General features: G+C 62.8%; 26 protein-coding genes and 1 tRNA gene. 11 read left to right on the top strand and 16 right to left on the bottom strand.

Going from position 1 to position 26150, the window contains the following annotated elements; translation table 11 throughout:
• The first annotated feature begins 132 nt into the window (after positions 1–132).
• From tssB to DNJ95_RS14215, 10 genes are all read left to right on the top strand, one after another.
• Positions 133–672 carry a type VI secretion system contractile sheath small subunit gene (gene tssB / locus DNJ95_RS14260; RefSeq protein ID WP_131185397.1) on the top strand — a complete coding sequence of 180 codons (540 nt, stop codon included), beginning with the start codon at positions 133–135 and terminating at the stop codon, positions 670–672.
• Positions 673–696: 24 nt separating this feature from the next.
• Positions 697–2181 carry a type VI secretion system contractile sheath large subunit gene (gene tssC, locus DNJ95_RS14255; RefSeq protein WP_131185396.1) on the top strand — a complete coding sequence of 495 codons (1485 nt, stop codon included), beginning with the start codon at positions 697–699 and terminating at the stop codon, positions 2179–2181.
• Positions 2182–2256: 75 nt separating this feature from the next.
• Entirely contained in the window at positions 2257–2754 is a 498-nt protein-coding gene (locus DNJ95_RS14250) for an Hcp family type VI secretion system effector (protein WP_131185395.1), read from the top strand.
• Between the two features lie 15 nt (positions 2755–2769).
• The gene (gene tssE, locus DNJ95_RS14245; RefSeq protein ID WP_131185394.1) at positions 2770–3192 is read left to right on the top strand and encodes a type VI secretion system baseplate subunit TssE; all 423 of its coding nucleotides are present in this window, start codon (positions 2770–2772) and stop codon (positions 3190–3192) included.
• Positions 3185–5032, top strand: coding sequence for a type VI secretion system baseplate subunit TssF (gene tssF / locus DNJ95_RS14240; protein WP_131185393.1), 1848 nt, complete (start codon positions 3185–3187; stop codon positions 5030–5032). Before tssE ends, tssF begins: the two co-directional genes overlap by 8 nt.
• Positions 4996–6036: a type VI secretion system baseplate subunit TssG gene (gene tssG, locus DNJ95_RS14235; protein WP_131185392.1), complete on the top strand. Its 1041-nt coding sequence runs from the start codon at positions 4996–4998 to the stop codon at positions 6034–6036. The genes tssF and tssG overlap by 37 nt, the downstream gene beginning before the upstream one ends.
• Complete coding sequence (gene tssH / locus DNJ95_RS14230) at positions 6036–8570, top strand: type VI secretion system ATPase TssH (RefSeq protein ID WP_131185391.1); 2535 nt, start codon at positions 6036–6038, stop codon at positions 8568–8570. Before tssG ends, tssH begins: the two co-directional genes overlap by 1 nt.
• Positions 8571–8600: 30 nt before the next feature.
• Complete coding sequence (locus DNJ95_RS14225) at positions 8601–9626, top strand: hypothetical protein (protein ID WP_131185390.1); 1026 nt, start codon at positions 8601–8603, stop codon at positions 9624–9626.
• A gap of 188 nt (positions 9627–9814) precedes the next feature.
• Positions 9815–11821 (top strand): type VI secretion system Vgr family protein, encoded by a 2007-nt coding sequence (locus DNJ95_RS14220; RefSeq protein WP_131185389.1) that lies wholly within the window; start codon positions 9815–9817, stop codon positions 11819–11821.
• Between the two features lie 10 nt (positions 11822–11831).
• Complete coding sequence (locus DNJ95_RS14215; RefSeq protein ID WP_131185388.1) at positions 11832–12374, top strand: toxin-antitoxin system YwqK family antitoxin; 543 nt, start codon at positions 11832–11834, stop codon at positions 12372–12374.
• 3 nt (positions 12375–12377) lie between these two features.
• Here the strand turns inward: DNJ95_RS14215 and DNJ95_RS14210 are convergent, their stop codons facing one another.
• The 15 genes from DNJ95_RS14210 to DNJ95_RS14140 all read right to left on the bottom strand — a co-directional run bounded on the left by DNJ95_RS14210 (position 12378) and on the right by DNJ95_RS14140 (position 24828).
• The gene (locus DNJ95_RS14210) at positions 12378–12773 is read right to left on the bottom strand and encodes a DUF4280 domain-containing protein (RefSeq protein WP_131185387.1); all 396 of its coding nucleotides are present in this window, start codon (positions 12771–12773) and stop codon (positions 12378–12380) included.
• Between the two features lie 108 nt (positions 12774–12881).
• Positions 12882–12956, bottom strand: a tRNA-Lys gene (locus DNJ95_RS14205).
• 106 nt (positions 12957–13062) lie between these two features.
• Entirely contained in the window at positions 13063–13854 is a 792-nt protein-coding gene (ybgF, locus tag DNJ95_RS14200; protein ID WP_131185386.1) for a tol-pal system protein YbgF, read from the bottom strand.
• 6 nt (positions 13855–13860) lie between these two features.
• On the bottom strand, positions 13861–14361 hold the full coding sequence (pal, locus tag DNJ95_RS14195) for a peptidoglycan-associated lipoprotein Pal (RefSeq protein ID WP_131185385.1): 501 nt from the start codon (positions 14359–14361) through the stop codon (positions 13861–13863).
• A 46-nt stretch (positions 14362–14407) separates the two neighbouring features.
• Positions 14408–15706 (bottom strand): Tol-Pal system beta propeller repeat protein TolB, encoded by a 1299-nt coding sequence (gene tolB / locus DNJ95_RS14190; RefSeq protein ID WP_131185384.1) that lies wholly within the window; start codon positions 15704–15706, stop codon positions 14408–14410.
• On the bottom strand, positions 15703–16719 hold the full coding sequence (gene tolA, locus DNJ95_RS14185; RefSeq protein ID WP_131185383.1) for a cell envelope integrity protein TolA: 1017 nt from the start codon (positions 16717–16719) through the stop codon (positions 15703–15705). Before tolA ends, tolB begins: the two co-directional genes overlap by 4 nt.
• Positions 16719–17171, bottom strand: coding sequence for a protein TolR (gene tolR, locus DNJ95_RS14180; RefSeq protein WP_131185382.1), 453 nt, complete (start codon positions 17169–17171; stop codon positions 16719–16721). Before tolR ends, tolA begins: the two co-directional genes overlap by 1 nt.
• A gap of 11 nt (positions 17172–17182) precedes the next feature.
• Positions 17183–17875, bottom strand: coding sequence for a protein TolQ (gene tolQ, locus DNJ95_RS14175; RefSeq protein ID WP_131185381.1), 693 nt, complete (start codon positions 17873–17875; stop codon positions 17183–17185).
• A 2-nt stretch (positions 17876–17877) separates the two neighbouring features.
• Positions 17878–18318, bottom strand: coding sequence for a tol-pal system-associated acyl-CoA thioesterase (ybgC, locus tag DNJ95_RS14170; RefSeq protein WP_131185380.1), 441 nt, complete (start codon positions 18316–18318; stop codon positions 17878–17880).
• Between the two features lie 51 nt (positions 18319–18369).
• On the bottom strand, positions 18370–19422 hold the full coding sequence (gene ruvB, locus DNJ95_RS14165) for a Holliday junction branch migration DNA helicase RuvB (RefSeq protein ID WP_131185379.1): 1053 nt from the start codon (positions 19420–19422) through the stop codon (positions 18370–18372).
• A 3-nt stretch (positions 19423–19425) separates the two neighbouring features.
• On the bottom strand, positions 19426–20031 hold the full coding sequence (gene ruvA / locus DNJ95_RS14160; protein WP_131185378.1) for a Holliday junction branch migration protein RuvA: 606 nt from the start codon (positions 20029–20031) through the stop codon (positions 19426–19428).
• Between the two features lie 22 nt (positions 20032–20053).
• Positions 20054–20578, bottom strand: coding sequence for a crossover junction endodeoxyribonuclease RuvC (ruvC, locus tag DNJ95_RS14155; RefSeq protein WP_131185377.1), 525 nt, complete (start codon positions 20576–20578; stop codon positions 20054–20056).
• 355 nt (positions 20579–20933) lie between these two features.
• Positions 20934–21680, bottom strand: a complete 747-nt coding sequence (locus DNJ95_RS14150; RefSeq protein ID WP_131185376.1) for a YebC/PmpR family DNA-binding transcriptional regulator — start codon at positions 21678–21680, stop codon at positions 20934–20936.
• 107 nt (positions 21681–21787) lie between these two features.
• Positions 21788–23563, bottom strand: a complete 1776-nt coding sequence (aspS, locus tag DNJ95_RS14145) for an aspartate--tRNA ligase (protein WP_131185375.1) — start codon at positions 23561–23563, stop codon at positions 21788–21790.
• 764 nt (positions 23564–24327) lie between these two features.
• Positions 24328–24828: a cytochrome b gene (locus tag DNJ95_RS14140; protein ID WP_131185374.1), complete on the bottom strand. Its 501-nt coding sequence runs from the start codon at positions 24826–24828 to the stop codon at positions 24328–24330.
• Between the two features lie 291 nt (positions 24829–25119).
• On the opposite strand from DNJ95_RS14140, the gene DNJ95_RS14135 reads away from it, so the two are divergent.
• Complete coding sequence (locus DNJ95_RS14135) at positions 25120–25602, top strand: acyl-CoA thioesterase (RefSeq protein WP_131185373.1); 483 nt, start codon at positions 25120–25122, stop codon at positions 25600–25602.
• A 99-nt stretch (positions 25603–25701) separates the two neighbouring features.
• Here the strand turns inward: DNJ95_RS14135 and DNJ95_RS14130 are convergent.
• Positions 25702–26150: ZIP family metal transporter (locus DNJ95_RS14130; protein ID WP_131185372.1), on the bottom strand; the 449-nt coding region annotated here is incomplete at its 5' end.

Here is a 26150-nt window from a genome sequence, read left to right as displayed (position 1 = left end):
GTCCGTTTTTCGGATTACCGGATCGCCACGGACAGGCGTGAATACCCTCATCCTGTCATGCGCGCAATCCAGTGAAGGAGCACGCCGACACTTCTTCGCGTGCTCGAGCCAACCGTCTCGGAGTTCGCCCTCATGGCCGAAAGCACGCAGCACAGACTCGACCGCGTACGCCCCCCTCGCGTCCAGATCACCTATGACGTGGAAATCGGCGACGCCATCGAGAAAAAGGAATTGCCACTGGTCGTCGGCATCCTCGCCGACCTTTCCGGAACCCCCGAGCACCCCCTGCCCAAACTGGGCGAGCGCCGTTTCGTCGAAATCGACCGCGACAACTTCAACGAGGTCCTGCGCTCCAGCAGTCCCCGGCTCACCCTGCAGGTGGATGACACACTCGGCGGCGACGACACGCTCAACCTGGCGCTGACCTTCGACTCTATCGACGCCTTCGATCCGGTCAGCATCGTCAATCAGGTCCCGGCACTGAAGAATCTCTTCGAAACACGCCAGCGACTGCGCGACCTGCTGACCAAGCTGGACGGCAACGACGAACTGGAGCAACTGCTGCAGGAAGTCGTGGACAACACCGAAGGGCTGCAGGCCATCAGGGACTCCTCGTCCACCGCCGACAGCGCAGAGCAGCCCGGCACCGAACCGACTGAGCCAACCGCCTGATCCCCCGCCCCGGAGTAACCGACCATGCCCAGCAAGAAATCCGCAGCATCCGCAACCGAGGCAGGCACCCAGACCCTCTCCGTGCTGCAGCGCATCATCCAGGAAGGCCGCATGGCCCCCGATGACAGCCAGCAACAGTCGGCCCGGGAAATGCTCGGCGAATTCGCCGGCCAGGTGCTCGACAAGAAAATGCTCGCCAGCAAGAACACGGTGGCCATGATCAACCAGCGCATCGCCGAGATCGACCAGTTGATCGGCGACCAGTTGAACGAAATCCTCCACGCCCCCGCCTTCCAGGCACTGGAAGCGTCCTGGCGCGGTCTGCACCAACTGGTGCAGAACACCGAGACCAGTTCGCGACTGAAACTGCGACTGCTCAACGTCAGCCGCGATGACCTGCAGAAGGATCTGGAAAAGGCCATCGAGTTCGACCAGAGCGCGCTGTTCAAGAAAATCTACGAGGAAGAGTACGGGACCTTCGGCGGCAACCCCTACAGCCTGCTGGTGGGCGACTACGCGTTCGGCCGCAACCCCGCGGACATCGCCCTGCTGGGCAAACTGTCGGAAGTCGCGGCCGCCGCCCACGCGCCCTTCATCGCCGCGGCGCACCCCAGCCTGTTCGACCTGGAAAGCTTCACCGACCTGGCCGTGCCACGTGACCTGAGCAAGATATTCGAGAGCCAGGACATGGTCGGCTGGCGCGCTTTCCGCGAGCGCGAGGATTCACGCTATGTCTCCCTGGTGCTGCCCCATTACCTGCTGCGCCTGCCCTATGGCCCGGAGACCAGCCCGGTAAGCGGCATGAACTTCGTCGAGAAGGTCGATGGCACGGACCACGGCAAGTACCTGTGGGGCAATGCCGCCTGGCTGATGGCGCAACGCATCACCGATGCCTTCGCCAAATACGGCTGGTGCGCCGCCATCAGGGGCGTGGAAGGCGGCGGCGCGGTGGAGAACCTGCCGGCCCACAGCTTCCGGGCGGCGGCGGGCGACATTTCGCTGAAGTGCCCCACCGAAGTCGCCATCACCGACCGGCGTGAGAAGGAACTCAACGACCTCGGTTTCATCGCCCTGTGTCACAAGAAGAACACCAGCCTCGCCGTGTTCTTCGGCGCCCAGAGCACCAACAAGCCGAGGCTCTACAACACCAGCGAAGCTAACGCCAACGCACGTATCTCGGCCATGCTGCCCTATGTACTGGCGGCCTCGCGATTCGCCCACTACCTGAAGGTGATCATGCGCGACAAGGTCGGCAGCTTCATGACCCGCGACAACGTGCAGAGCTACCTCAACAACTGGATCGCCGACTATGTGTTGATCAATGACAACGCGCCGCAGCAGATCAAGGCGCAATACCCGCTGCGCGAAGCGCGCATCGACGTCGTCGAGGTGGCCGGCAAGCCGGGCACCTACCGGGCGACGGTATTCCTGCGCCCGCATTTCCAACTGGAAGAGCTGACCGCCTCGATCCGCCTGGTGGCCGACCTGCCACCGCCGGTAGCGGCCTGAAACACGCTGCCGGCTGCCCCGACCGCCAGCCTGTGAGCCTTTTCCTCCCCTTCAGCTACAGCGGAGTTCCATACGATGGATGCGATCATTCTCGACCTTGGCGACGATATCAAAGGCACCAGCCAGATCAGCGGCTACGAAAACAAGATCGAAATCATGTCCTACAGCCACAACGTGGCGATGCAGGTGACCAACGACGTCAGCAACTCGGAGCGGACCTCCGGCAAACCGCATATCGGCGAATTCACCCTGACCAAGTTCGTCGACACCTCGACCCCGACCCTCAACGAGTACTGCTGCTCGGGCAAGGCCATTCCCAGCGCCACCATCACCATTGGCCGCAATGCCGCCGAGAGCGATGGCAAGATCATGCCCTTCATCGTCTACACGCTGGACAACGTCGTGCTGTCCAACGTCAGCGTCAGCGGCGGGGCCGGGGGCAAGCCGGTGGAAACCCTGTCGCTGAACTTCACCAAGATCAAATGGGAACTGACCGCCCAGAAGGACGACGGCAGCAAGGAAGGTACTTCCGCCTCGACCTGGGACCTGGCCGCCAACAAGCTGGCCAGTTGATAAGCGATGGCCAGCATGCGCCAGAGCGAATTGCGCGCCCCGCTGTTCGAGCGTCTGCGCCAGGTGGACGAGGTGTTCGACCGCACGGCCATGGCGGCGTCGGTGGCCGGGGAGCTGGAGCGCCTGCTCAATACCCGTTGCGGGCATGCCCTGGCCGGCAACGCCCCCGGCATCCTCGGCTACGGACTGGCCGACTGGACGATGTTCCAGAGTGGGCACGAGAGCGACCGGCGATACCTGGCCCGCGCCCTGCGCCAGGCCATCGAACGCTTCGAACCGCGTCTGCAACTGTCCTCCATAGAAGTGCAACACGATCCGTGCCGCCCACAGCGACTCCACCTCCGCCTGCATGGCCAGTTACGCCAGGGCGGCCAGCGCTGGCCGGCACTCTTCGTGGTCTCTCGAGAGGGCGAAACAGTGGAGGTACACCATGAGTGACTCGATCGACGACGAGTTGCTGGCGCACTACCAGCGCGAACTGACCTGGCTGCGACACGCCGGCGCTGGCTTCGCCGAACGCTACCCCAAGGTTGCCCAGCGCCTGGAACTGGGGGCCGATGAGTGCAACGATCCGCACGTCGAACGCCTGCTGGAGGGCTTCGCCTTCCTCACCGCCCGCCTGCAGCGGCGCCTTGACGATGATTACGCGCAGTTCAGCGACGCGCTGCTGGAACAGCTCTACCCCCACGCCCTGCGGCCCTTTCCATCCTGCGCCATCGCCCAGTTCACGCCGGACCTGCACAAGGGCAACCTTGCGCAAGGCTACCCAATCGCACGCGGCACCCCTCTGTTCACCACGGTGAACGAGCGCGACCCCCTCGCCCAGCACGGCAACCTGCACGGGCAGACCCTGCACTTTCGCACCACCGACCACCTGACCCTGTGGCCGATCGAGATCACCGAGGCCCGCCTGCTCGATGCCGAGGAAACCTGCGCCAGGCTGCCCCTGGATTACCCCGCGCAAACAAAGGCGCCGCGCAGTGCGTTGCGCATCGTCCTGCAATGCCTGGAGGGCTACGACTGGCCATCGCTGGAAATCGAGCGACTGCGGATACACCTGTCGTCGGCCTCCAGCATCACCAATGCCCTGCTGTATGACCTGCTTGGCGCCCATGCCACTGGCATCACCCAGGGGCCGAGCGAGGACGAGCAATCTCCGCTCGACGGCAGCCCCGTAGCCGTCGGCTTCGCGGCCGGCCAGTCGCTGCTGCCGGAGGACGACTGCACCGCTCCGGGCCTGCAACTGCTGGCGGAATATTTCACCTTCCCGGAAAAATTCGCCTTTTTCGACCTCCCCATCCAGGCCGGGAAGATCAGCGGCAGACAACTATGCATTCATCTACTGTTCGCGCATGAGCCGCCCCGGTACCTGGACCTGCAGGCTGGCGACCTGGCGCTGGGCTGCGTCCCGGTGGTCAACCTGTTCTCGCGGATATCCGAACCCCTGCGCCCGGACGGAACCCGTAGCGAATACCGCCTGGTGGCCGACGCCTACCGCGAAGAAGCGACGGAAATCCATAGCATCCGCAACCTGCAGGCCAGCGGCGCGAATGGCGCGCGGCCCATGGCGCCCTACCATGGCTGGCAACATGCCGCCAGCGGCGCCCCCCTCTACTGGCATGCCCGCCGTGTGCAGGGCATGACACCCGGACGGCAAGGCAGCGACCTGCTGCTGAGCCTGGTGGACAACGACTTCAACCCCCGGGAAGCGGCAGCGGAGCAGACCCTCAGCGCCGACCTGCTGTGCACCAACCGCCACCTTGCCGAGCGCCTGCCGGCGGGAACGCAGTTGCACTTCGAGCGCCCGGGGCCGGTGGGCAATGTGCATCTGCGCAAGACACCCAGCCGGCAATATCAGCCAGCGCTGGACGGCCCGTCGCGCTGGCGGCTGGTCTCGCAATTGACCCTCAACCATGCCTCCCTCAGCGAAGGCCCGCGAGCCCTGGAAGCCCTGCGCGAAATGCTCGCCCTGCACAACCTGAGCGAAACCCCCGAGGCCTTCCGGCAAATCCAGGGCATAGAGGCGCTGGACTGCCGGCGAGTGACCGAACACCGCGGCGACGATGCCTGGCGCGGCTGGCAGAACGGCCTGGAAGTGCGCCTGCGGCTCAAGCCGGAGTCCTTCACCGGCAGCAGTGCGGTGCTGTTCTCCGCCGTACTGGCGCAATTCTTCTCCCTCCACGCCAATGCCAACCGCTTCGTGCGCACGGTGCTGGTACAAGCCGACCAGGAGATCGCCCTATGGCGCCCGCAAGCAGGCCAGCCCCTGGTAGTCTGAGCCAGCGCCTGCGCGCTGAGCCACAGGCCTTCGAATGGTTGCAGGCCTTGCTCCTGCTGCAACGTGAACGGCCACAGGCCACACCGCCTGGCCAGGGCAGCCAGCCGGAAACCGAAGCCCTGCGCCTGCGCGGTACGCTGGCGGCTATCTTCGAGCCCAGCCAGATAACCGCCCTGCATGAAGACGCCCAGGCCCCGGTAAAAGGGCAGCCCGCCATAACCGTCGAAACCCCCATGTTCGGCCTGGGTGGCGCCGATGGCGCCCTGCCCTATGCCTACCAGGAATGGCTGCGACAACAGACCCGGCAGAAGGACCACGCCCCCGCGGAATTCTTCGATATATTCCAGCATCGCCTGCTCAGCCTGCTCTACCGGACGCTGTGCAAGCACCGCCTGGCGTTGGGCTTCCAGCCCCCGTCCCGGGCCGCGCTCGACCAACCGCTACGCGCCCTGGCCGGGCTGCTGCCGTTCCCTCGACGGACCCATGGTCCCTGCCCGGATAGCCTGGTCCTGGCCCGTGCGGCAGCCTTCAGTGGCAAACGCCGGCCACTGGCCGTATTCGCCGCCATTATCCAGCGGCAGTTTTCAGTGCCCGCCCGTTGCCAGGCCTATGCAGGCGCCTGGCGAGAAATCCCTGCAGCCAGCCGCAGCCGCCTGCAACGAGGCGCCGGCAACCTGCGCCTCGGGCACAACGCCGTGGCCGGATACCGGACCTGGGACGAACAGGCCGGCTTCCACCTTCAACTCGGCCCGCTGCAAGCGGAACAGGCAAGGGCCTTCCTGCCTGGCGGCAGCGCCCATGCCACCCTGGCGGAGCTGCATGCGCAATATCTCGGCACGGACCTGGACTGCCGCCTCGAGCTTATCGTCCGCCCCCAGAGCCCGCTCCACCTCGGGCACCAACAGGGTGCGCGGCTGGGTATGAACACCGGCCTGCGACGGGATGCGCAAAAGGCCCCGGAACAGCGCATCAGGCTGCACTTGAGAAAGACGGAGGCCGGTTGATGGAACTCGCCGCCCTGGTCGACCGGCTCGCCCCGGAATGCCGAAGCGCCCTGGAGCGAGCCGCGCAACGCTGCCACCAGCAGACCCACCACTATGTGGAAATGGAACACCTGCTGCTGGAACTGCTGGCACTGGACGATGGCGCGTTCGCCCGGCTGCTGTCGCACTTCGGCCTGACGGTCGCCAGCGTGACCCATGAGCTCGAAACGGCCCAGGCACTGTTCAAGCATGGCAATACCCGCACCCCCGCCCTGTCCGCCCAGACCATCGGCGTACTGCAGGATGCATGGCTCCAGGCCAGCCTCGACGGGCAGGCCGCCATCGCCCCCAGCCAGTTGCTGCTTGCCCTGCTCGGCCGCGAAGAGCGCCGCGTACTGCTGCTGAACAGCACGCCAGCGCTGCTGCGCATACCCCTCGAGACCCTGCGCGAACACCTGCAGCAGCAGGAGCCCCAGCGGCAAACGCCCCGGCCCCCGGCCGACAGCCCAGCCCTGCAAACCGCCCACCTCGACCAGTACACCCAGGACCTTACCGCCGACGCCCGCGCCGGACGTATCGACCCGATCCTCGGGCGCGACGGGGAAATCCGCCAGTGCATCGATATCCTGCTGCGCCGGCGGCAGAACAACCCGATCCTGGTCGGCGCCCCCGGCGTCGGCAAGACCGCCGTGGTCGAAGGGCTGGCCCGGCGCATCGCGGCCGGCGAAGTGCCGCCATCCCTGCAGGACGTCACCCTGCGCATCCTCGACCTGGGCCTGCTGCAGGCCGGGGCCGGGGTCAAGGGCGAGTTCGAACAGCGCCTCAAGGGCGTGATCGACGCGGTGCGCAGCAGCGCGCAGCCGACCGTATTGTTCATCGACGAAGCCCACACGCTGATCGGCGCCGGTGGCAGCGAAGGCGGCAGCGACGCCGCCAACCTGCTCAAGCCGGCCCTGGCCCGGGGCGAACTGCGCACCCTGGCCGCCACCACCTGGCTGGAATACAAGAAGTACTTCGAGAAGGACCCGGCACTGGCGCGCCGCTTCCAGTTGGTGCAGGTGGAGGAGCCGGACGAGGCCACAGCCGTGGAGATGCTGCGCGGCATCGCCGCCAAGCTGGAACAGCACCATGGCGTACTGGTGCTGGATGCCGCCATCCAGGACGCGGTGAAACTCTCGCACCGCTATATCTCCGGCCGCCAGCTACCGGACAAGGCCATCAGCGTGCTGGACACCGCCTGCGCCCGGGTTTCCCTCGGCCAGTACGACGTGCCGCCACAACTGGAAAGCCTGCGCCGTCGCGAACAGGCGCTGCAAGAAGAGCTACAGCGTCTGCGCCGCGAACAGGCCACCGGGCTGGAACACCATGCGCGCATCGGCGCACTGGAGCTCGAAGCCAGCGACAATCGGCAGGCCATGCGCGAGCTGCAAGGCCGCTGGGACGAAGAACGCGAAGCCGTGCGCGAACTGCTCGCGGTGCGTAGGGAGTTGCTGGCCCTTGGCGTCGATGCCGATGCCGACAGCCTCGACAATCCCGACGAAGAGCGGGATGGCCGTCTCGAGCACCTGGCCGCCGAACTGACACGCCTGGAAGCCGGCCTCGACGCCATCCGCCAGGACGACCCGCTGGTGCCGGAACAGGTCGACTCACGCAGCGTGGCGGCGGTGATCGCCGGCTGGACCGGCATCCCGGTGGGCAAGATGCTCGCCGACGAAGCCCACGCCATCCGCACCCTCGGCCAGCGCATGGGGCAACGGGTGATGGGCCAGCAGGCCGCGCTCGACAGCATCGCCCTGCGTATCCAGGCCTACCGCGCCGGCCTCACCGACCCGGCCAAGCCGGTCGGCGTATTCCTGCTGCTCGGCCCCACCGGCGTCGGCAAGACCGAAACCGCCTACGCCCTGGCAGACGCTTTGTACGGCGGCGAACGCAACCTGATCGCCATCAACCTCTCCGAATACCAGGAAGCCCATACCGTCAGCCAGCTCAAGGGCGCCCCACCCGGCTACGTCGGCTACGGCAGCGGCGGCGTGCTCACCGAAGCGGTGCGCCGCCGTCCTTATTCCGTGGTGCTGCTGGACGAAATCGAAAAGGCCCACCCCGACGTGCTGGAGGCGTTCTACAACGTCTTCGACAAGGGCGTGATGGAAGACGGCACCGGCCTGCTGGTGGACTTCAAGAACACCGTGATGCTCGCCACCAGCAACGTCGGCGCCGAACTGCTGCTGGACACCCCGCCCGAGCAGCTCGGCGGCGACGCCTTCAGCGAACGCCTGCGCAAGGTGCTGCTACAAACCTTCCGCCCCGCCTTCCTCGCCCGTATGACCGTGGTGCCCTACCGCCCGCTGGACGAAGCGACCCTGGAAGGCATCGTCCAGGCCAAGCTGGAGAAACTGCGGGAACGCTACAAGGCCGCCACCGGCAAGCCGTTCGATTTCGATCCGGCCATCGTCAAGGCCGTGCTCGCCAAATGCAGCTCGGCGGGTGCAAGGGATATCGAGAATGTGCTGATGGCGCAGGTGACGGGGAAGTTGGCGGAGTGGGTGTTGGAATAGGAACCCAGATATCAAGAAACTGGAGGAAAAATGTCTTCACTGAAAGCACTCGCAATCGTCTCGCGAATCCCAGCCTCCCTGCTGAGTTTTGCCGCCAGCACTCTTGGCATCAGGTTAGACACCGAGCTATCCAGCGAAGACAGATCCCGCATGAGGAGCTATATCGAGTCACACTCGCAGTTTCCTGAAGACGCGCTGGATAGATTGGAAACCGCAAACTATCTTTTATACAAGGAGCTTTTGAATCAGCGCTTGGAGGACAGAATAGCGCAGACAATAATGGCGACAATCTACAGTTCATGCCACATTGAAATCAGGTCCCCAGTACAACCTTATACAGCAAACGAACTAAGAAAGAGTGTCCCAAAGCCATCGGCAATTTCCTCCCGCCAGGCAGCACTTAACCAGCAATTCCAGTTATCTAGAATTACCGCATCCACTCCAACTACCACACATCTGGCCGACGTTTTACAGGGATCCATTGCACGCACGCACTCTGCACCTGAGGTTCTTATCCGCACCGATTTACAACCATCCGAAATCGAACTGGACACTACAGCCGTCGCAATAATAGGGGACACCTTGTACGCAGCTTGCAACTTCAAACGCCGCACAATTACCGGCAACCCGAAACTATCCCCCAAAAGCTTCGACTACATAAACTTCGGACACTTCCCCGACGTGTCTCTCGCCCTGCTCTGGGCAGTGTTAAGATCTGAACTGGCAGATATCTGCAACGACCAACTCTCAGAGGATCAAGATCGTGTGCAAGCCATACAGTACTGCAAGATCATCGCGCCTACCACCTCACCAACTAACGCCGAAGAAAATGCCGAGACACATGCTGAAATGCAGATAGTAAATCACTGCCAAGCAAAATCCATCGAGAGAAACATACCATTAAACATCGGCGTATCACGCCCTTGCTGCCCAGAGTGCACTCGCACTCTGCTCGAGAGAAATATCGGCTTTACGCGCAGCCATGCAATTCCACCAAAAAACTGGAGATCCCCCGACTCTTTCACGACAAAAGTTTTGCACACTATTCCGATTTAATTACGCCGAGGAGGATTTCCAGATGAAAAATGCAAGTCCGTCCCTCGGAGACTCAACCTGTTGAAGCTAAGTAAACTCTGAAAAAGCCTGAATTATACGAAACGATAGACCTGCAAAGCTCATGGCTTGTGGGTCTGTGTCTTCGTGGAAAGGCTTTTCAGCCCGCCCCTAACCAGCCGAGCTACCGTATGTCCCGTCCAACCGACGCCACCACCAGTATTTCCCTCACAGCATCGGCGCGGATGGAGATCTATCCGCAGGGCATCTTCGGGCACGAGGCCCTGAACGGCCTCGCCCAGTTGAATCTACAAAGCTTCAGCAGTAATCCACTCACGCTACCCGACTCCGTGGCGTCGCATATCACCACCACCCTCCACAACGACACCCAACAACGTCCCCTCGACGCCCTGATTGCCGAGATTCACCAACTCCCCGCCGATGCCACCGCCGAACGCTACCAACTGATTCTGCGCCCCTGGCTCTGGTGGCTGACCCTGGCCAGCAACAACCGGGTGTTCCAGAACCTCTCCACCAGCGACATCGTCACCACCATCTTCAAGGCCCACGGCTTCACCGATTTCAAGCTGTCGCTCTCCGGCAGCTACGAGCCGCGCGAGTATTGCGTGCAGTACGGCGAGACGGATTTCGCCTTCGTTTCGCGGCTGCTGGAGGAGGAAGGCATCTTCTGGTTCTTCACCCACGAGGACGGCAAGCACACACTGGTGCTGGGCGATAACAACGATGCCTTCCCGCCCATCCCCAACGGGCCGAAGGTGCCTTACCTGGGCCAGGAAATCGGCGTGCGCGAGCTGCATGGCATCCGCTCGGCGCAGTTCTGCATCCAGGCGGTGTCCGGGGTGTACAGCGCCACGGACTACGAATTCACCACCCCGACCACTTCCCTCTACAGTCAGGCGGAGGCGCTGGCCGGCCCCCTGTCGATATACGAGCATCCCGGCGGCTATACCGCCAAGGCGCGGGGCGATGCGCTGACCAAGCAGCGCGTGGACGGGCTGCGCAGCCAGGAGAAGCGCCTGGTCGGCGACAGCGACTGCCGCTGGCTGGTGCCGGGGCACTGGTTCACCCTCAGCGGGCATGACGACGCCAGCCTGAATATCGACTGGGTGGTGACCTCGGTCAGCCATGACGCTAGCCACCAGCACTACCGCAACCGCTTCGAGGCCATCCCCAGGGCCAGCGCCTACCGCCCGCCACGCATCACACCCAAGCCGCGCATGCACACCCAGACCGCCCAGGTGATGGGCAAGGCCGGCGAGGAAATCTGGACCGATCAGTACGGCCGCATCAAGATCCAGTTCCCCTGGGACCGCGACGGCAAGCAGGACGAAACCGCCTCCTGCTGGGTGCGCGTGGTGCTGCCCTGGAGCGGCAAGGGTTTTGGCATGCAGTTCGTGCCACGTATCGGCCAGGAGGTGATCGTCACCTTTATCGACGGCGACCCGGATCGCCCGCTGGTCAGCGGCTGCGTCTACAACGGCGACAACACCCTGCCCTACCCGCTGCCGGCCAACCAGACCCAGTCCGGCATCAAGACCAACTCGTCCAAGGGTGGCGGCGGCTTCAACGAGTTGCGCTTCGAAGACAAGAAGGACGCCGAGGAAGTCTTCCTCCAGGCGCAGAAGGACCTCAAGCTCAATGTGCTCAACGACAGCAGCGCCAGCATCGGCCACGACGAAATCCTGACGGTACAGAACGCCCGCACCCGCACCGTGAAGGAAGGCGACGAAACCGTCACCCTGGAGAAGGGCAAGCGCCGGGTAAGCATCCAGGCAGGCAGCGACAGCCTCGACGTGAAAGACAAACGCACGGTAACCGTCGGCGCCGACCAGGCCCACAGCACCGGCGGCAACTATAGCCACAAGGTCAGCGGCAACTACGAACTGACGGTGGACGGCAACCTCACCATCAAGGTGAGTGGCACCCTCAGCCTGCAGAGCAGCGGCGACCTCACGGCCAAGAGCGAGCAGAACCTCACCACCCAGGCCGGCATGGCCCTCACCGACAAGGCCGGCACCTCGCTCACCAACCAGGCCGGCACGTCCCTGGAGAACAAGGCCGGGACCACCCTGAGCAACGATGCCGGGATCAGCCTGAGCAACAAGGCCGGTGCCGAACAGACAGTGGATGGCGGCGGCCTGCTGACCCTCAAGGGCGGCCTGGTGAAGATCAACTGAGGCCAGCGATATGAGCACGACCCGGCTGGAGCTGCAGCGTGACGACAGTCGTCTACAGGGCAACCTGCTGGACCAGCGCCTGGAAGGGCCACTGCAGATCAGTGAGCATGGACGCCCCCAGGCTCGCCTTGAGTACCGTGACGGTGTACTGCATGGCACCAGTACGCTTTATCACCCCAATGGCCAGGTCAGCGCCCTTATGCCCCATGCCCAGGGCCGCCCCCACGGCCAAGCGCGCTTCTATAGCGATGAGGGCTGGCTACAGCGGACGATCAACTATCGCAATGGCCTGATGCACGGGAAAGCGAGCAGTTACTTCGCCAATGGGCAGGTCGCCGAGCAGGCCTGCTACCACGAAGGCATCCTGCATGGCCCACTCCAGCGCTTTCACCCGAACGGCCAGTTGGCGCTGAACAGCCGTTATGCGCAGGGGCAATCGCTCGGCACACCACTCACATACGATGCCCAGGGCCACACGCTCGACGAACAAGGCCGCCGCCCCTCGAGGCTGCGGATATGGCTGGACAACTGGCGTGAACCCCGGGATAACTGACGCTCAGGGCACCAGCACGTTCACCTGTCCGGGCATCGCCACCTTGATCAGCCCTCCCCAGTTGCACATCAGCATGCCATTGCTATTCAGCACCGGGCTTCCACCCAACAGCACACTGGGCGCCCCGCCAGGAATCCAGGGAGCGCTGGTGACCGGGATGCACGGCATCGGGGTCAACACACCCAGTGCGGCTGCGGTGGCCGCCGCGACCGAAGGATTGGCGAGGCTGCTGCACAGGCCGAAAGGCAGAATATTCACCAATGGCAGATGGTCCTGCAAAGTGGCAGCCGGCATACCGCCGAGCAACGTGCGGTTGAGCGGAAGGACATTGAGCATGGAGGGGGCGACGCCAAAGCAGCATTGCAGCAGCGCGCCACTACAAACCTGGGGACATGCCATATGGAACCTCCGGATACGGAAGTCCAACTGTAGCCCATGCATAGGCTGCGAGGGCATTCCAGGAACGCCAGAAAGACAAAAGCCCTCACGAGGAGGGCTTTGCGTATATGGTGGGTCGTGTAGGGGTCGAACCTACGACCAATTGGTTAAAAGCCAACTGCTCTACCACTGAGCTAACGACCCAACGCGGGGCGCATGATACTGATTTCGTTGGGGAATTGGAACTTTTTTTTGAAATTTATCGCGTCTGCCCGGTCCAGCCCGCTTTCCTCGGGCAACGGGCAGCGGCTCAGCGGTTCAACTGGCGCTGGGAAAGCTGTGCGGCCGAGCTATTGGGGTACTGGGCGATGACCTGGCGAAAGATCCCCTGGGCCTTTTCGCGATTGCCCAGGCGCATCTCGACATCCGCCAGCTTGTAGAGGGCGTCGGGCACCTTGCCGTGCTGCGGATAGGTCTCACTGACTTTGGCGAAAGCCTGTGCAGCGCCTTGCAGATCGCCGTTGGCCAGGGTCACTTCGCCCAGCCAGTATTGCGCGTTGCCGGCGTACTGGCTATTGGGATAACGACGCAGGAAGGCCGCGAAAGCCTGGCTGGCTTTGTCGAAGTCCTTGGCCTTGATCAGGTCGAAGGCGGCATCGTAGAAAAGCTTTTCCTTCTCGGGATCGCCCGCGGCGGCCGAAGCGCTCTGCGTTGCCGAGGTAGCAGTGCCCTGGGCACCGCTCGATGAATTCTGGTCGCTGGAAGGCGCGGCAGCCGCTCCACCCGACAGACGACGGTCCAGATCCTGGTAACGCTCCAGGCCTTCCTGTTGCATCCGCTGAATCTGGTTCTGCTGCTCTTCGAGCAGCCCGCGCAACTGCGCGATTTCCTGCTGCATCTGCTGCAACTGCATGAACAGCATGCCCTGCGCGGAAGATGGGGCGGTCGCCCCACCTCCCGCATAAGCACCACCGACATCCGTATTGGTCACCGGGTAGCTGCCATAGGCAGCACCCGAATCACTTTCGGAAACCGGCACAGCCAGCGCTGTAAGCGGCAGGCTGAGCGCGATCAGAGACAGAAGACGGCGGTACTCACGCATGACGACTTACTTGCGCAGTTCTACGCGGCGGTTCTGGGCCCAGGACTGCTCGTCGCTGCCCAGAGCGACCGGGCGCTCTTCGCCGTAGGAAACCAGCTCCAGTTGAGCCGGGGAAACGCCCTGCAGAACCAGGTAGCGTTGTACGGCCTGGGAACGACGCTCGCCCAGGGCGATGTTGTACTCGCGGGTACCGCGCTCGTCGGTGTGGCCTTCCAGAACGACGCGAGCGCCGTTGCCCCTCAGGTCCTTGGCGTGAACGTCCAGGGCGCGCAGGGCCTCGGGCTTCAGCTCGGAGCTGTCGAACTCGAAGTAGAAGGTGGTGATGGCGCGCAGGGCGGCTTCTTCGCTCAGGCTGCCGTCAACGGCGCCAGTGTCGGCGGAGTAGCCGGCGTTCGGGTCGATGGCAGCGCCTTCGCCAGAATCGTCGCCGCCTTTGGAGGAGCAACCAACTGCAACAGCCATGGCCAGAGCCAGAGCAGTGAACTTACCGAATTTCAGCATTTCCATGTGTAACAACCCCAGGTGTGTTTTGGTTAAAAGCGTTGATACCGCATCAGTTCAGGTAAGGGGACCATGACGGCTCTCGGACTTCGCCTTGAGCGGTAGGAAGTGGGAGCCTGACTCGACCGTTTATGGATGCAAGCATCAAGACTCCCCGGCCCTGCTGGCGGGTTGCATAGATTAGCATGGTGCCATTGGGCGCAACAGTGGGCGACTCGTCCAAAGTGCTATCAGAAAGCAACCGAAGGTTTCCGCGCTGGAGGTCTTGTGCAGCCACCTTGAAATTGGTGTAGCCGTCCTGGCGATGGATCATCACCAGGGTCTTTTCATCGGCCGACAGCTTCGGGTTGGCGTTATAGTTGCCGACGAAAGTCACACGCTCGGCATTGTTGCTGCCAAGGCGCTGCTTGTAGATCTGTGGCTTGCCGGCGCGATCGGAAGTGAAGTAGATGGTCTGGCCATCCGCGCCCCAGAACGGCTCGGTGTCGATGCCGTAGTGGTTGGTCAGGCGCTGCAGGTTGCGCGACCCCAGGTCCATGACATAGATCTCCGGGTTGCCGTCCTTGGACAGCACGAAAGCCAGGCGATTGCCATCCGGAGAGAATGCCGGCGCACCGTTGAGCCCCTCGAAATTGGTGATCTGCTCGCGGCGACCGGTGTCGATATGCTGGATGAAAATGCGCGGGCGCTTCTGCTCGAAGGAAACATAGGCGATACGACGACCATCGGGCGAATAACGCGGCGACAGGATCGGCTCCCGCGACTGCAGCAGGGTAACGGCGCGTGCACCATCGTAGTCGGAGCGCTGCAGCGTGTAGCGCGTATTGCTGGTGGCCAGGCGCTCGGCCGTGACATAGAGCAGGCGTGTCGAGAAAGCGCCCTTGATGCCGGTCAGCTTTTCGAAGACCTGATCCGAAGCGTAGTGGGCCATGTCGCGCAACTGGTCGAGCGACCCGCCGACGCTGCCGGTCATCACCTGCTGCTCGGTGGTGACATTGAACACGGCGAACTGGATCTGCAGTCGCCCGGCGGCGGGCTGGATATTGCCGACCACCAGGTATTGCGCGCCCAGAGCCTTCCAGTCGCGGTAGATGACTTCGCTGGCCTGGGTCGGCAGGCTGATCATGTTCTGCCGCGGGATCGGCTCGAAACTGCCGGAGTTGCGCAGGTCGTTGCCGATGATGGTCGACATGTCCTCGGGCAGCACATTGCCGCCCTGCCAGCCGAACGGGACCACGGCGATGGGCACCGCACGGTCGTTGCCACCGGAAATGATCAACGGATCGGCTGCCTGGGCAGTGCCGGCCAGCATGATCAGGCCCATCAGGGCGATACGAATCAGGGTATTCACAGGCTCAGGTCCTCGGGTTTGAAGATGACGCGACGCTTGCGATACAACTGATCGAAAGTCGCGCGGTCCAGTTTCTGCATCTCCGCAATGCGGCCCACGTTACGTACTGCCGCCACCGCCGAGCTGTCGAACGGCGAATCGCCGCTGGAACGTGTGACGCTGGCATTGGTGATGGTGCCATCCGGCAGCATCTCGATCAGTACCTCCACCGTCATGCCATTACGTGCTGAAGGCGGTCGGCGCCACTGCTCGCTCACCAGGCGCACGATAAGGTCATCGAGATTACCGGCGACCTTATCGCCCTGTTCGTCGGCCAGGGCCTGCTGGTAGCCAGTATCTTCCGACAACAGTTCAGCCAGGGCCTGGGCCTTGCGATCTTCGTTGGCCTTGCGCCGCGCCTCTTCGGCGGCCTTTTCCCTGGCGGCCTCGGCGGAGGCTTTCTTTTTCGCTTCTTCGGCGGCGGCTTTCTTCTTGGCGTCTTCCGCCGCTTTTTTCTTCGCCTCTTCGGCGGCAGCTTTCTTCCTGGCTTCCTCGTCAGCCTTTTTCTTCGCGGCTTCCTGCTCGGCCTTCTTCCTGGCGATCTCGGCCTGCTGCAGCTCTTCGGCCTTTTTCGCCTCGGCTTCTTTCTTCGCCGCGACTGCCTTCTGCTCTTCGGCCGCCTTGGCCTCAGCCGCTTTCTGTTGTTCCTGCTGGGCCTTTCGAGCTTCCTCGGCGCGCTTTTGTTCCGCCGCCTGCTCGGCTTCCGCCTTGCGCTGCTCCATCTGCTCGGTTTCGTATTGGGGCGCGGATGTCTTGGGCTTTTCGCCGGCGATCTTCTGGTTGGTCTGGGTGGTGGCCTGGCTCTGGGATTTCAACTGGTAGAGCGTGGCCTGGATCACCGGGCGGGAAGGAGGCAGTTCGGGCGTTCGCGAGAAGCTGATAAAGAGCATGGCGAAGATCAGCACATGCAGCGCCAGCGCCACGATGGTGGGCCAGAAATAGCTTTCCGAGGGTGAACGCGGTGCGTTGTGCATCAGGGGGCCTCGGTGATCAGGCCGACATTGCCGACACCGGCTTCCTGCAGCCCGCCCATGGCGCTCATGACCGCGCCATAGTCCACGGCCTTGTCGCCACGCACGAAGACTTGCACGGCCTTACCCTGGCTACGGTTCTGATTCATGATCGCGGTGACCGCCCGGGTCATTTCGTCGAGGGTCAGGGCCTTGTCCTGCACCGTGTCGGTATCGACCTCGGTGCCCATGTTCCAGTAGTAGGTCTTGTCGGCCTTGATGGAAATGGTCAGCACCTGGGCGTCGTTGTCCTGGGGCAGGGTTTCGCTGCTGACCTTGGGCAGGTCGACCTTGACGCCCTGGTTGAGCATCGGCGCGGTCACCATGAAGATCACCAGCAGCACCAGCATCACGTCGATATAAGGCACGACGTTCATCTCGGCGACGGGCTTGCGTCTGTTGCGAATTCGGGCCATTGCGTCGGACCTCAGTCTTCGGAGGTATGGACTTTACGGTGCAGGATCGCCTGGAACTCGTCGGCGAACATGTAGTAGCGGGCGATCAGCGTTTCCGAGCGGGCGGCGAAACGGTTGTAGGCGATGACCGCCGGAATCGCCGCGAACAGGCCGATGGCCGTGGCGATCAGGGCCTCGGCGATACCCGGCGCGACGGTCGCCAGGGTCGCCTGCTGCACCTGGGCCAGACCACGGAACGAGTTCATGATCCCCCAGACGGTGCCGAACAGGCCGATATAAGGGCTGGTCGAGCCGACGGTGGCGAGGAACGGCAGGCTCTGCTCGAGTTTTTCCTCCTCCCGGGAAATCGCCACGCGCATGGCGCGATTGACGCCATCCATGACCGCATCCGGATCGACACCATGCTGCTGGCGCAGGCGGGAGAATTCCTTGAAGCCGGCGCGGAAGATCTGCTCGACACCGCAGTCCGGATCGGGGTTGGCCCCCGCCTGGCGGTACAGCTTGGACAGGTCGATACCCGACCAGAAGCGCTCCTCGAATTCCAGCAGCGAGCGCTTGGCGGCACGCAGCAGGTTGCTACGCTGGAAAATCAGTATCCACGAGACGACCGAGGCGCCAACGAGGATCAGCATAACCAGTTGAACCACGAAGCTGGCATTGCTGATCAGGCTCCACATGGACATATGATCGACGTTGGGTTCCACGCTTACTCTCCTGCTGGGAATGGGCCCTGGCCCGAGAGGGCTGTGCGCAGCGCCTCCGGCATGGCCCGGGGTTTCAAACTGTCGGTGTGCACACAGGCCACCACGAACCGCCCCTCGCAGAGCAGCGTATCGTCCTTCGCGCGCCTGACCTGCTGGTGGAAACGCAGGCTGGCCCGTTTCATCTCATCCACCTCCGCGCTCACCAGCAGTTCGTCATCCAGGCGTGCCGGCGCATGGTAGCGGGCCTCGCTGGAATGAACGACGAACAACAGCCCCTCACTGGCCAGACGCGACTGCTGGAAACCCAGGCCACGCAGGCGCTCGGTGCGTGCGCGCTCCATGAACTTGAGGTAATTGACGTAGTAGACGATGCCACCTGCATCGGTGTCCTCGTAATAGACACGACAGCGGTGGCTGAAAGCTTCCTGAGTGTGCGCGCGCATACTAGTCCCAGCCCTGGTAGTTGCCAATTGGGGAAACGAACAATTTTTCAATCATTCTGCTACAGGCTCGAAAAGGTCGGGAGTCGGCGGATCGAGCATGCGCTTGGGCAGGTTCAGACCGAAGTGCAGGTAGGCGTGACGGGTCACTACCCGGCCACGCGGTGTGCGCATGATATAGCCCTGCTGGATCAGGTAAGGCTCGAGCACATCCTCGATGGTGTGGCGCTCCTCGCTGATCGCCGCCGCCAGGTTGTCCAGCCCGACCGGACCGCCGTCGAACTTCTCGATCAGGGTCAGCAGCAGGCGGCGGTCCTGATGATCGAAGCCACGTTCGTCGACATCCAGCATGTTCAGCGCCCGGTCTGCGACGGAGCGGCTGATCTCGCCATTGCCCAGCACTTCGGCGAAGTCGCGCACCCGCCGCAACAGGCGGTTGGCGATACGCGGCGTGCCGCGCGCGCGCCGGGCGATCTCGAAAGCGCCCTGGGCCTCGATGGTCAGGCCGAGGATATTCGCCGAGCGACTGACGATGGTGGCCAGGTCCTCGCTGGAGTAGAACTCCAGGCGTTGCACGATACCGAAGCGATCACGCAAAGGGTTGGTCAGCATGCCGGCCCGGGTGGTGGCGCCGACCAGGGTAAAAGGCGGCAAGTCGAGCTTGATCGAACGTGCCGCAGGACCTTCGCCGATCATGATGTCGAGCTGGAAGTCTTCCATCGCCGGGTACAGCACTTCCTCGACCACCGGTGACAAGCGATGGATCTCGTCGATGAAGAGCACGTCCCCCGCCTCCAGGTTGGTCAGCATCGCGGCCAGGTCCCCCGGGCGCTCCAGCACCGGGCCGGAAGTGCTCTTGATCGAGACGCTCATTTCCTGGGCGATGATGTTGGCCAGGGTAGTCTTGCCCAGGCCGGGCGGGCCGAAGATCAGGGTGTGGTCGAGGGATTCGCGGCGTGCCCTGGCGGCGCGGATGAACAGGTCCATCTGCTCGCGCACGACCGGCTGGCCGATGTATTCGGCCAGCTTCAGAGGACGGATGGCACGGTCCAGTTGTTCGTCGCGGTCACGCCCCGTGGCGGTCACCAGCCGATCGGCTTCTATCATGCGCTACACCATGCCTTTGAGGGCGCGACGGATCAACTCTTCACTGCTCAAGTCTTTTTCCTGAATGGCGGCCACCGCCCGGCTGGCTTCCTGGGGCTTGAAGCCCAGTGCGACCAGCGCACTGAGCGCATCGTTCTCGGCGCTTGAGACTGCCGCGTCGGCACGAGGTTCAACCACCAGGCCGGAAATGGCCGGGATGCTTTCCCAGGCCTTGAAACGATCCTTGAGTTCGACCAGCAGGCGCTCGGCGGTTTTCTTGCCGACCCCCGGTATCTTCACCAGCACCGAAGTGTCCTGGGCCTGGACGCAGCGCACCAGCTCATCCACCTCCAGCCCGGACATCAGCGCCAGCGCCAGCTTGGGGCCGACGCCATTGAGCCGGATCAGTTCGCGGAACAGCTCGCGCTCGCGTTTCTCGGCGAAGCCGTAGAGCAGATGCGCATCCTCGCGCACCACCAGGTGGGTATGCAGCGTCACCGCCTCCCCGACTGCCGGCAGGCGATAGAGAGTGGTCATGGGCACCTCGACCTCATAGCCGACGCCATTCACATCCAGTATCAAATGAGGCGGCTGTTTTTCAGCCAGATTGCCACGCAAACGTCCAATCACTGCTGTCTTCCTGTCGAACCATTCACAAACGGAGGCGCCCGCCACGCCGCTTGGCGCCGGCCAGGCCGTGGGGGATCAGGCTTTGCCTATGGTGCGCGTGGCACAGTGCGATGGCCAGCGCATCGGAAGCGTCGATCTGCGGTTTCTGCACCAGCTTGAGCAGTTGCATGACCATCATCTGCACCTGCTCCTTCTTGGCCGCGCCGGTTCCGACAACGGCCTGCTTGACTTGGGTGGCGGTGTATTCGGAAATCTCCAGGCCAGCCTCGGCACCGGCGACGATGGCCGCGCCACGCGCCTGGCCGAGCTTGAGGGCGGAGTCGGCATTGCGCGCCATGAACACCTGCTCGATGCCCATGGTCATCGGCCCGTAGGTTTCTATGACCTGGGCCACGCCGCGAAAGACCAGTTGCAAGCGTTCGGCCAGGGCCCCGTCACCGGTACGGATGCAACCGGAGGCGACGTATTCGCAATGTCGCCCGGTATCGCGCACCACGCCATAGCCGGTGATGCGCGAACCGGGGTCGATACCGAGAATCAGGGTCATGCCACTCCATCCGTCGATGCCACGCATGGCGCATCGAACTGTTTATTTATCCAGTCGGAGAGTATATGCGCCCACCTGCGGCGCGTCATCATTCATATCGCATTACCCAGGGCGATCGCGCCATACCTTTATCCACCGGAAAGGTGCTTCGATAAGAGCGCTGGAGGCTGAAAAGCCGGACGAAAAACACTGCCAGCCACGCTCTTTCGCCCAGCCCCGGCGTATTTATCGAAACGACTCGCCAGCGGATAACCAGATGGCGCGCCCACTGGGCAACCCGCACTTCTGCGTGCGCAAACGAAAAAGCCGGAAACCCTCTCGGGAAGGGTTTCCGGCCTTGCCTCACAACCTGGCCTCAGCCCAGTTGTTCCATGATCTCGTCGGGGATATCGGCATTGTGATAGACGTTCTGCACGTCATCGAGATCTTCCAGCATGTCGATCAGCTTGAAGACCTTCTGTGCTGTTTCCAGGTCGGTAATCGGCGCGCTGATCGAGGGAATCATCGCGATATCGGCCTCCTCGCCCTTGAAGCCCGCGGCATTCAGCGCCTCGTTGACCACATGGAAGTCGCTGAAACCGGTGGAAACCAGCGCGGAACCGTCATCGCCCATTTCCACGTCGTCGGCGCCAGCCTCCAGCGCCGCGTCCATCAACGTCTCTTCGTCGACGCCCGGAGCGAAACCGATCTGCCCCTTGCGCTCGAACATGTAGGCCACCGACCCATCGGTCCCCAGGTTTCCGCCGCACTTGCTGAAGGCATGTCGCACTTCGGCTGCGGTGCGGTTGCGGTTATCGGTCATGGCCTCGACGATGATCGCCACACCACTGGGCGCATAGCCTTCGTAGCTCAGCTCGACCATGTTGTCGGCATCATTGGTGCCGGCGCCACGGGCGATGGCCCGGTCGATGACATCACGCGACATATTGGCGGTCAGCGCCTTGTCCACGGCCAGGCGCAAGCGCGGGTTGTCCGCCGGAACGCCGCCGCCCTTGGCGGCCACGGTCAGCTCACGGATGATCTTGGTGAAGATCTTGCCTCGCTTGGCGTCCTGGCGACCCTTGCGATGCTTGATATTGGCCCATTTGGAATGACCAGCCATAACTCACTCCATTCATTTCAGTTCAGGTTTCAGCCGGGGTGCGCAAATGCGAATCGCACTACCCCATAACGAAGGAGCCTGGTAAATCCAGGCTCCTTCCGTGCCGCTTATTCGGCCTTGGGCTGCTCGCGCAGGCGGATATGCAGCTCGCGCAACGCCTTGCCGTCCACCACGCCTGGCGCCTGGGTCATGACACAGGCGGCACTCTGGGTTTTCGGGAAAGCGATCACTTCGCGAATCGACTGGGCACCGGTCATCAGCATCACCAGACGGTCGAGACCGAAGGCCAGGCCGCCATGGGGCGGAGCACCGAACTTCAAGGCATCGAGGAGGAAGCCGAACTTCTCCTGCTGTTCTTCTTCGCTGATGCCCAGTACACGGAACACGGTCTGCTGCATCGCCTTGTCGTGGATACGGATCGAGCCGCCACCCAGCTCGGTACCGTTCAACACCATGTCATAGGCTCGCGACAGCGCAGCGGCCGGGTTGGCCTCCAGTTCCGCCGGCGTGCACTTCGGCGAGGTGAAGGGGTGGTGCAAGGAAGTCAGGCTGCCATCGTCGTTTTCCTCGAACATCGGGAAGTCGACCACCCACAGCGGCGCCCATTCGCGGGTCAGCAGTTCCAGGTCATGCCCCAGCCTGATGCGCAGTGCGCCCAAGGCATCGCTGACCACCCTGGACTTGTCGGCACCGAAGAACACGATATCGCCATCCACCGCGCCGACCCGGTCGAGGATCACGTTCAGGTTGTCTTGCGGGATGAACTTGACGATCGGCGACTGCAGGCCCTCGACACCCTTGGCGCGCTCGTTGACCTTGATATAGGCCAGGCCCCTGGCACCGTAGTTGCCGACGAAGCGGGTGTAGTCGTCGATCTGGCTGCGCGGCATGCTCGCCGCACCCGGCACGCGCAACGCGGCGACCCGCCCCTTGGGATCGTTGGCCGGACCGCTGAAGACCTTGAACTCGACGCCTTGCAACTGATCGGCGACATCCACCAGTTCCAGCGGAATGCGCAGGTCGGGCTTGTCCGAACCATAGCGGCGCATGGCCTCTTCGAACGACATGTGCGGGAACTCGCCGAACTCGACGCCCAGCACTTCCTTGAACAACTGGCGGATCATGGTTTCGGTGATACCGATGATATCGCTCTCGTCGAGGAAGCTGGTCTCGATATCGATCTGGGTGAATTCCGGCTGGCGATCAGCGCGCAGGTCCTCGTCACGGAAGCATTTGGCGATCTGGTAGTAACGGTCGAAGCCGGCCACCATCAGCAGTTGCTTGAACAGTTGCGGCGACTGCGGCAGGGCGAAGAAGCTGCCGGCATGGGTACGGCTCGGCACCAGGTAGTCGCGGGCGCCTTCCGGTGTGGCGCGGGTCAGGATCGGCGTCTCGACATCGAGGAAGCCGTTGTCGTCCAGGTAGCGGCGAATGCTGGAGGTGATGCGCGAGCGCAGTTTCAGCTTCTCGGCCATTTCCGGACGGCGCAGGTCGATGAAGCGATAGCGCAGGCGGGTTTCCTCGCCGACATCGGTGTATTCGTTGAGCGGGAACGGCGGCGTCTCGGCATCGTTCAGCACTTCCAGCTCGTAGCCCAGTACCTCGATGGCACCCGAGGCCATGTTCGGGTTGCGCGCCCCCTCGGGGCGCAGGCGCACCTTGCCACGCACCTTGATCACATATTCGCTGCGCACACGGTCCGCCGTGGCGAAGGTGTCCGCCCGGTCCGGATCGAACACAACCTGGGCCAGCCCTTCACGATCACGCACGTCGAGGAAAATCACCCCGCCGTGGTCACGACGGCGATGAACCCAACCGCAAAGAGTGATTTCCTGGCCGTCCAGGCTTTCGTTCAACTGGCCGCAATAGTGACTGCGCATCATGATGGTGTTCGCTTCTCGTATCTTGAATTCGTTGGGTCGCTCGGTGCGACAAGACAGACGGCAGCGCTTCGGCGCGCCCTGGCGGCTGCTCCGCATGGGGAAAGGCAGCCGCACCCGGGGCACGGACCTGCCAGCCTTGGCTGACAGCCCTCCGGGCACAAGCGCGGGATTATATCCGCTTAATAGCCCCGACGCACAGGGCAGCGCCAAGACAGCAGGGCGAAGGCGAACACCCGCCTTCGCTTGCGCACGGGCATATGCCCTGCGTCAGAGGGCGATGCTTTGCGACCGGGTTGGCAATTGAGTGCGTCTGGCCATGTGCGGCGCGGCCTTGGGATCACCGCCCCTGTGCGAATGCCTGGTGGCGGGACGGGGCACGCGTGAATACATCCCTGTAGCTCTTCGCCGCCATCCCTGGCGGCGAAGGCCCCGTCCCGCCACCAGGCATCCGCACAGCCACTAGCGGCGGTGCCTGTGGGAAAGAGCCAGCCCTGCGGAGGGTTCGGGTACCACGCCGATAAGCTCTTTCCATAGTCGCCACGGTATTCGCCGCGAGCCCGGCCCGCTACGAAACCTTCGTCGGTAGGAGTGCCGACGAAGGGTGCCCCCTTACTTCATATGGTCGACGGGCTCATGCGTGTTTTGTAGCGGGGTTGACCGGGTTCGCGACATCACAGTCGGATGAACACCGCTAACAGCGCCCGACAAACCGCACGCACTATTGCCAATCCGGTAGCAACGGAAAGATGAACCGCCCCCTGCTTTCAGCGCACCAGCGGCAACATGTTGCGCAGGGTATCGTCACGGCGGACATAGTGGTGCCAGAGCGCCATGGCTGCGTGCCCCAGAATCAATACGAAAAGAGCGTACTGAGCATACAGGTGCACGCCATGGGCAATATCACGCACCCCTTCGGAAAAGCCCAGCGGGCCTATCTCGACCAGCCAGAACAGGTTTACCGGACGACTGCCGAACACCAGCCCGGTTATCGGCATGACCAGCAACAGCAGATACAGCAAGCCATGGCCTAGCCTGACGGCCAGTTCCGTATCGCGATCCCGGCGACGAACCAGCAGACGCAACAAGGTCAGGAACAGCACGGTAATACCGAGGGACTTGTGCAACGTATAGACATTGCCCTTGCCTCCAAACCACTGTTCGAAGAACAGGTCGTTGCCATAAGGCAAGGCGATGATCAGCAGAACCAGAATCGCGGATAGCCAGTGCAGAGCGATCTCCGCAGGCGAGAAGCGGGAAGTCGTCATATTTATTTCCTACCATCAGGTTATCGCGCCAGGGCGCTTGTAATAGTCACGGCGCAACCATTCTCACCTGCCACCCCGGCATCCTGAACAACCACCTTTTACAAAATGTGACAAGCAGCGCTGGCAAAACCTCACGCCAGAAGCCTTTGCCATGCGCAACGAACAGCGTGCGCACATGCCGCATTGACCAAAGCAAAAAAACAGGAATGAAAACCCAGACCATACACAGACAAACGCAAGACATTAGACTAAAGTAGCAGCCCCACCCAGAACCCATGAGTTGCACCTTGCATGCAAGACAACAACGCTGAACTGACCATGACCGTCCTGATGACGCCGGACCAGGCTAACTTTTCCGGCAATGTGCATGGCGGAACCCTGCTCAAATATCTCGATGAAGTCGCCTACGCCTGCGCCAGCCGCTATGCCGGTCACTATGTCGTGACACTCTCGGTCGACCAGGTGATCTTCCGCCAGCCAGTGCATGTAGGCGAACTCGTGACTTTCCTGGCCTCGGTCAACTACACCGGCAACACCTCGATGGAGATCGGCATAAAGGTCGTCACCGAGGATATTCGCAACAAGACCGTACGCCACACCAATAGCTGCTTCTTCACCATGGTCGCGGTTGGCGAGGATGGCCGCCCCGTCGCCATTCCCGAACGCGCACCGGTGACGCCCGAGCAGAAGCGTCGGTTCGCCCAGGCGCAACAGCGCCGGCAGATCCGCCGCGAACTGGAAGAGCGCTACAAGGCGATCAAGGCGGAAAACTGAAAAAGCGCTCGCCGGCTCCAGGCGGCAAGCTGGAAATCGTTGCAGGGTATGCACTACAAGGCGCATCCGGGTATTTCCAGCTTGTGGCTTGCTGCCCGCTCAGACCAGGGCGGTGTCCAGCACCATCATCAGGCAGAAACCCACGGCCAGTGCAAGACTGGCCTCGGTGGAATGCCCGTTGCGGTGAGACTCTGGGATGATTTCGTGGGCGACTGCAAACAGCATCGCTCCCGCGGCCAGCGCCAACCCCCACGGCAGCAACTGGGCCGAAACCCCCACCAGCCAGGCACACAGAACAGCAAACACTGGCTCGACAAGCCCCGAGGCCGCACCAATCAGCAACGCCTTGCGCCTGGACATTCCCACCCCTGCCAGTAGCAGCGCGACGATCAGGCCTTCCGGCACATCCTGCAAGGCAATGCCCAGGGCCAGACTGTCCGCCCCTTCGAGCCCGGCGCCCGCGGCCACGCCAACCGCCATCCCTTCAGGAATGTTATGGGCGACGATGGCCACCACGAACAATGTGATCCTAGCTCCGCCCCCCTGCC

The sequence above is a fragment of the Stutzerimonas kirkiae genome (genome assembly GCF_004327335.1).
GTDB lineage: Bacteria > Pseudomonadota > Gammaproteobacteria > Pseudomonadales > Pseudomonadaceae > Stutzerimonas > Stutzerimonas kirkiae.
The sequence above is the reverse complement of the archived record's forward strand: the minus strand, read 5'-3'. Positions and strand labels throughout refer to the sequence as shown.

Coding starts and splice junctions, on each gene's coding strand:
- DNJ95_RS14140 (WP_131185374.1), bottom strand. CDS start 24,828: ATGACGACTTCCCGCTTCTCGCCTGCGGAGATCGCTCTGCACTGGCTA.
- ybgF (WP_131185386.1), bottom strand. CDS start 13,854: ATGCGTGAGTACCGCCGTCTTCTGTCTCTGATCGCGCTCAGCCTGCCG.
- ybgC (WP_131185380.1), bottom strand. CDS start 18,318: ATGCGCGCGCACACTCAGGAAGCTTTCAGCCACCGCTGTCGTGTCTAT.
- ruvB (WP_131185379.1), bottom strand. CDS start 19,422: ATGATAGAAGCCGATCGGCTGGTGACCGCCACGGGGCGTGACCGCGAC.
- tolR (WP_131185382.1), bottom strand. CDS start 17,171: ATGGCCCGAATTCGCAACAGACGCAAGCCCGTCGCCGAGATGAACGTC.
- tssG (WP_131185392.1), top strand. CDS start 4,996: ATGGCGCCCGCAAGCAGGCCAGCCCCTGGTAGTCTGAGCCAGCGCCTG.
- DNJ95_RS14210 (WP_131185387.1), bottom strand. CDS start 12,773: ATGGCATGTCCCCAGGTTTGTAGTGGCGCGCTGCTGCAATGCTGCTTT.
- tssH (WP_131185391.1), top strand. CDS start 6,036: ATGGAACTCGCCGCCCTGGTCGACCGGCTCGCCCCGGAATGCCGAAGC.
- DNJ95_RS14215 (WP_131185388.1), top strand. CDS start 11,832: ATGAGCACGACCCGGCTGGAGCTGCAGCGTGACGACAGTCGTCTACAG.
- pal (WP_131185385.1), bottom strand. CDS start 14,361: ATGGAAATGCTGAAATTCGGTAAGTTCACTGCTCTGGCTCTGGCCATG.
- DNJ95_RS14135 (WP_131185373.1), top strand. CDS start 25,120: ATGCAAGACAACAACGCTGAACTGACCATGACCGTCCTGATGACGCCG.
- tolA (WP_131185383.1), bottom strand. CDS start 16,719: ATGCACAACGCACCGCGTTCACCCTCGGAAAGCTATTTCTGGCCCACC.
- DNJ95_RS14225 (WP_131185390.1), top strand. CDS start 8,601: ATGTCTTCACTGAAAGCACTCGCAATCGTCTCGCGAATCCCAGCCTCC.
- aspS (WP_131185375.1), bottom strand. CDS start 23,563: ATGATGCGCAGTCACTATTGCGGCCAGTTGAACGAAAGCCTGGACGGC.
- tssC (WP_131185396.1), top strand. CDS start 697: ATGCCCAGCAAGAAATCCGCAGCATCCGCAACCGAGGCAGGCACCCAG.
- tssE (WP_131185394.1), top strand. CDS start 2,770: ATGCGCCAGAGCGAATTGCGCGCCCCGCTGTTCGAGCGTCTGCGCCAG.
- tssF (WP_131185393.1), top strand. CDS start 3,185: ATGAGTGACTCGATCGACGACGAGTTGCTGGCGCACTACCAGCGCGAA.
- DNJ95_RS14150 (WP_131185376.1), bottom strand. CDS start 21,680: ATGGCTGGTCATTCCAAATGGGCCAATATCAAGCATCGCAAGGGTCGC.
- ruvC (WP_131185377.1), bottom strand. CDS start 20,578: ATGACCCTGATTCTCGGTATCGACCCCGGTTCGCGCATCACCGGCTAT.
- DNJ95_RS14220 (WP_131185389.1), top strand. CDS start 9,815: ATGTCCCGTCCAACCGACGCCACCACCAGTATTTCCCTCACAGCATCG.
- tssB (WP_131185397.1), top strand. CDS start 133: ATGGCCGAAAGCACGCAGCACAGACTCGACCGCGTACGCCCCCCTCGC.
- DNJ95_RS14250 (WP_131185395.1), top strand. CDS start 2,257: ATGGATGCGATCATTCTCGACCTTGGCGACGATATCAAAGGCACCAGC.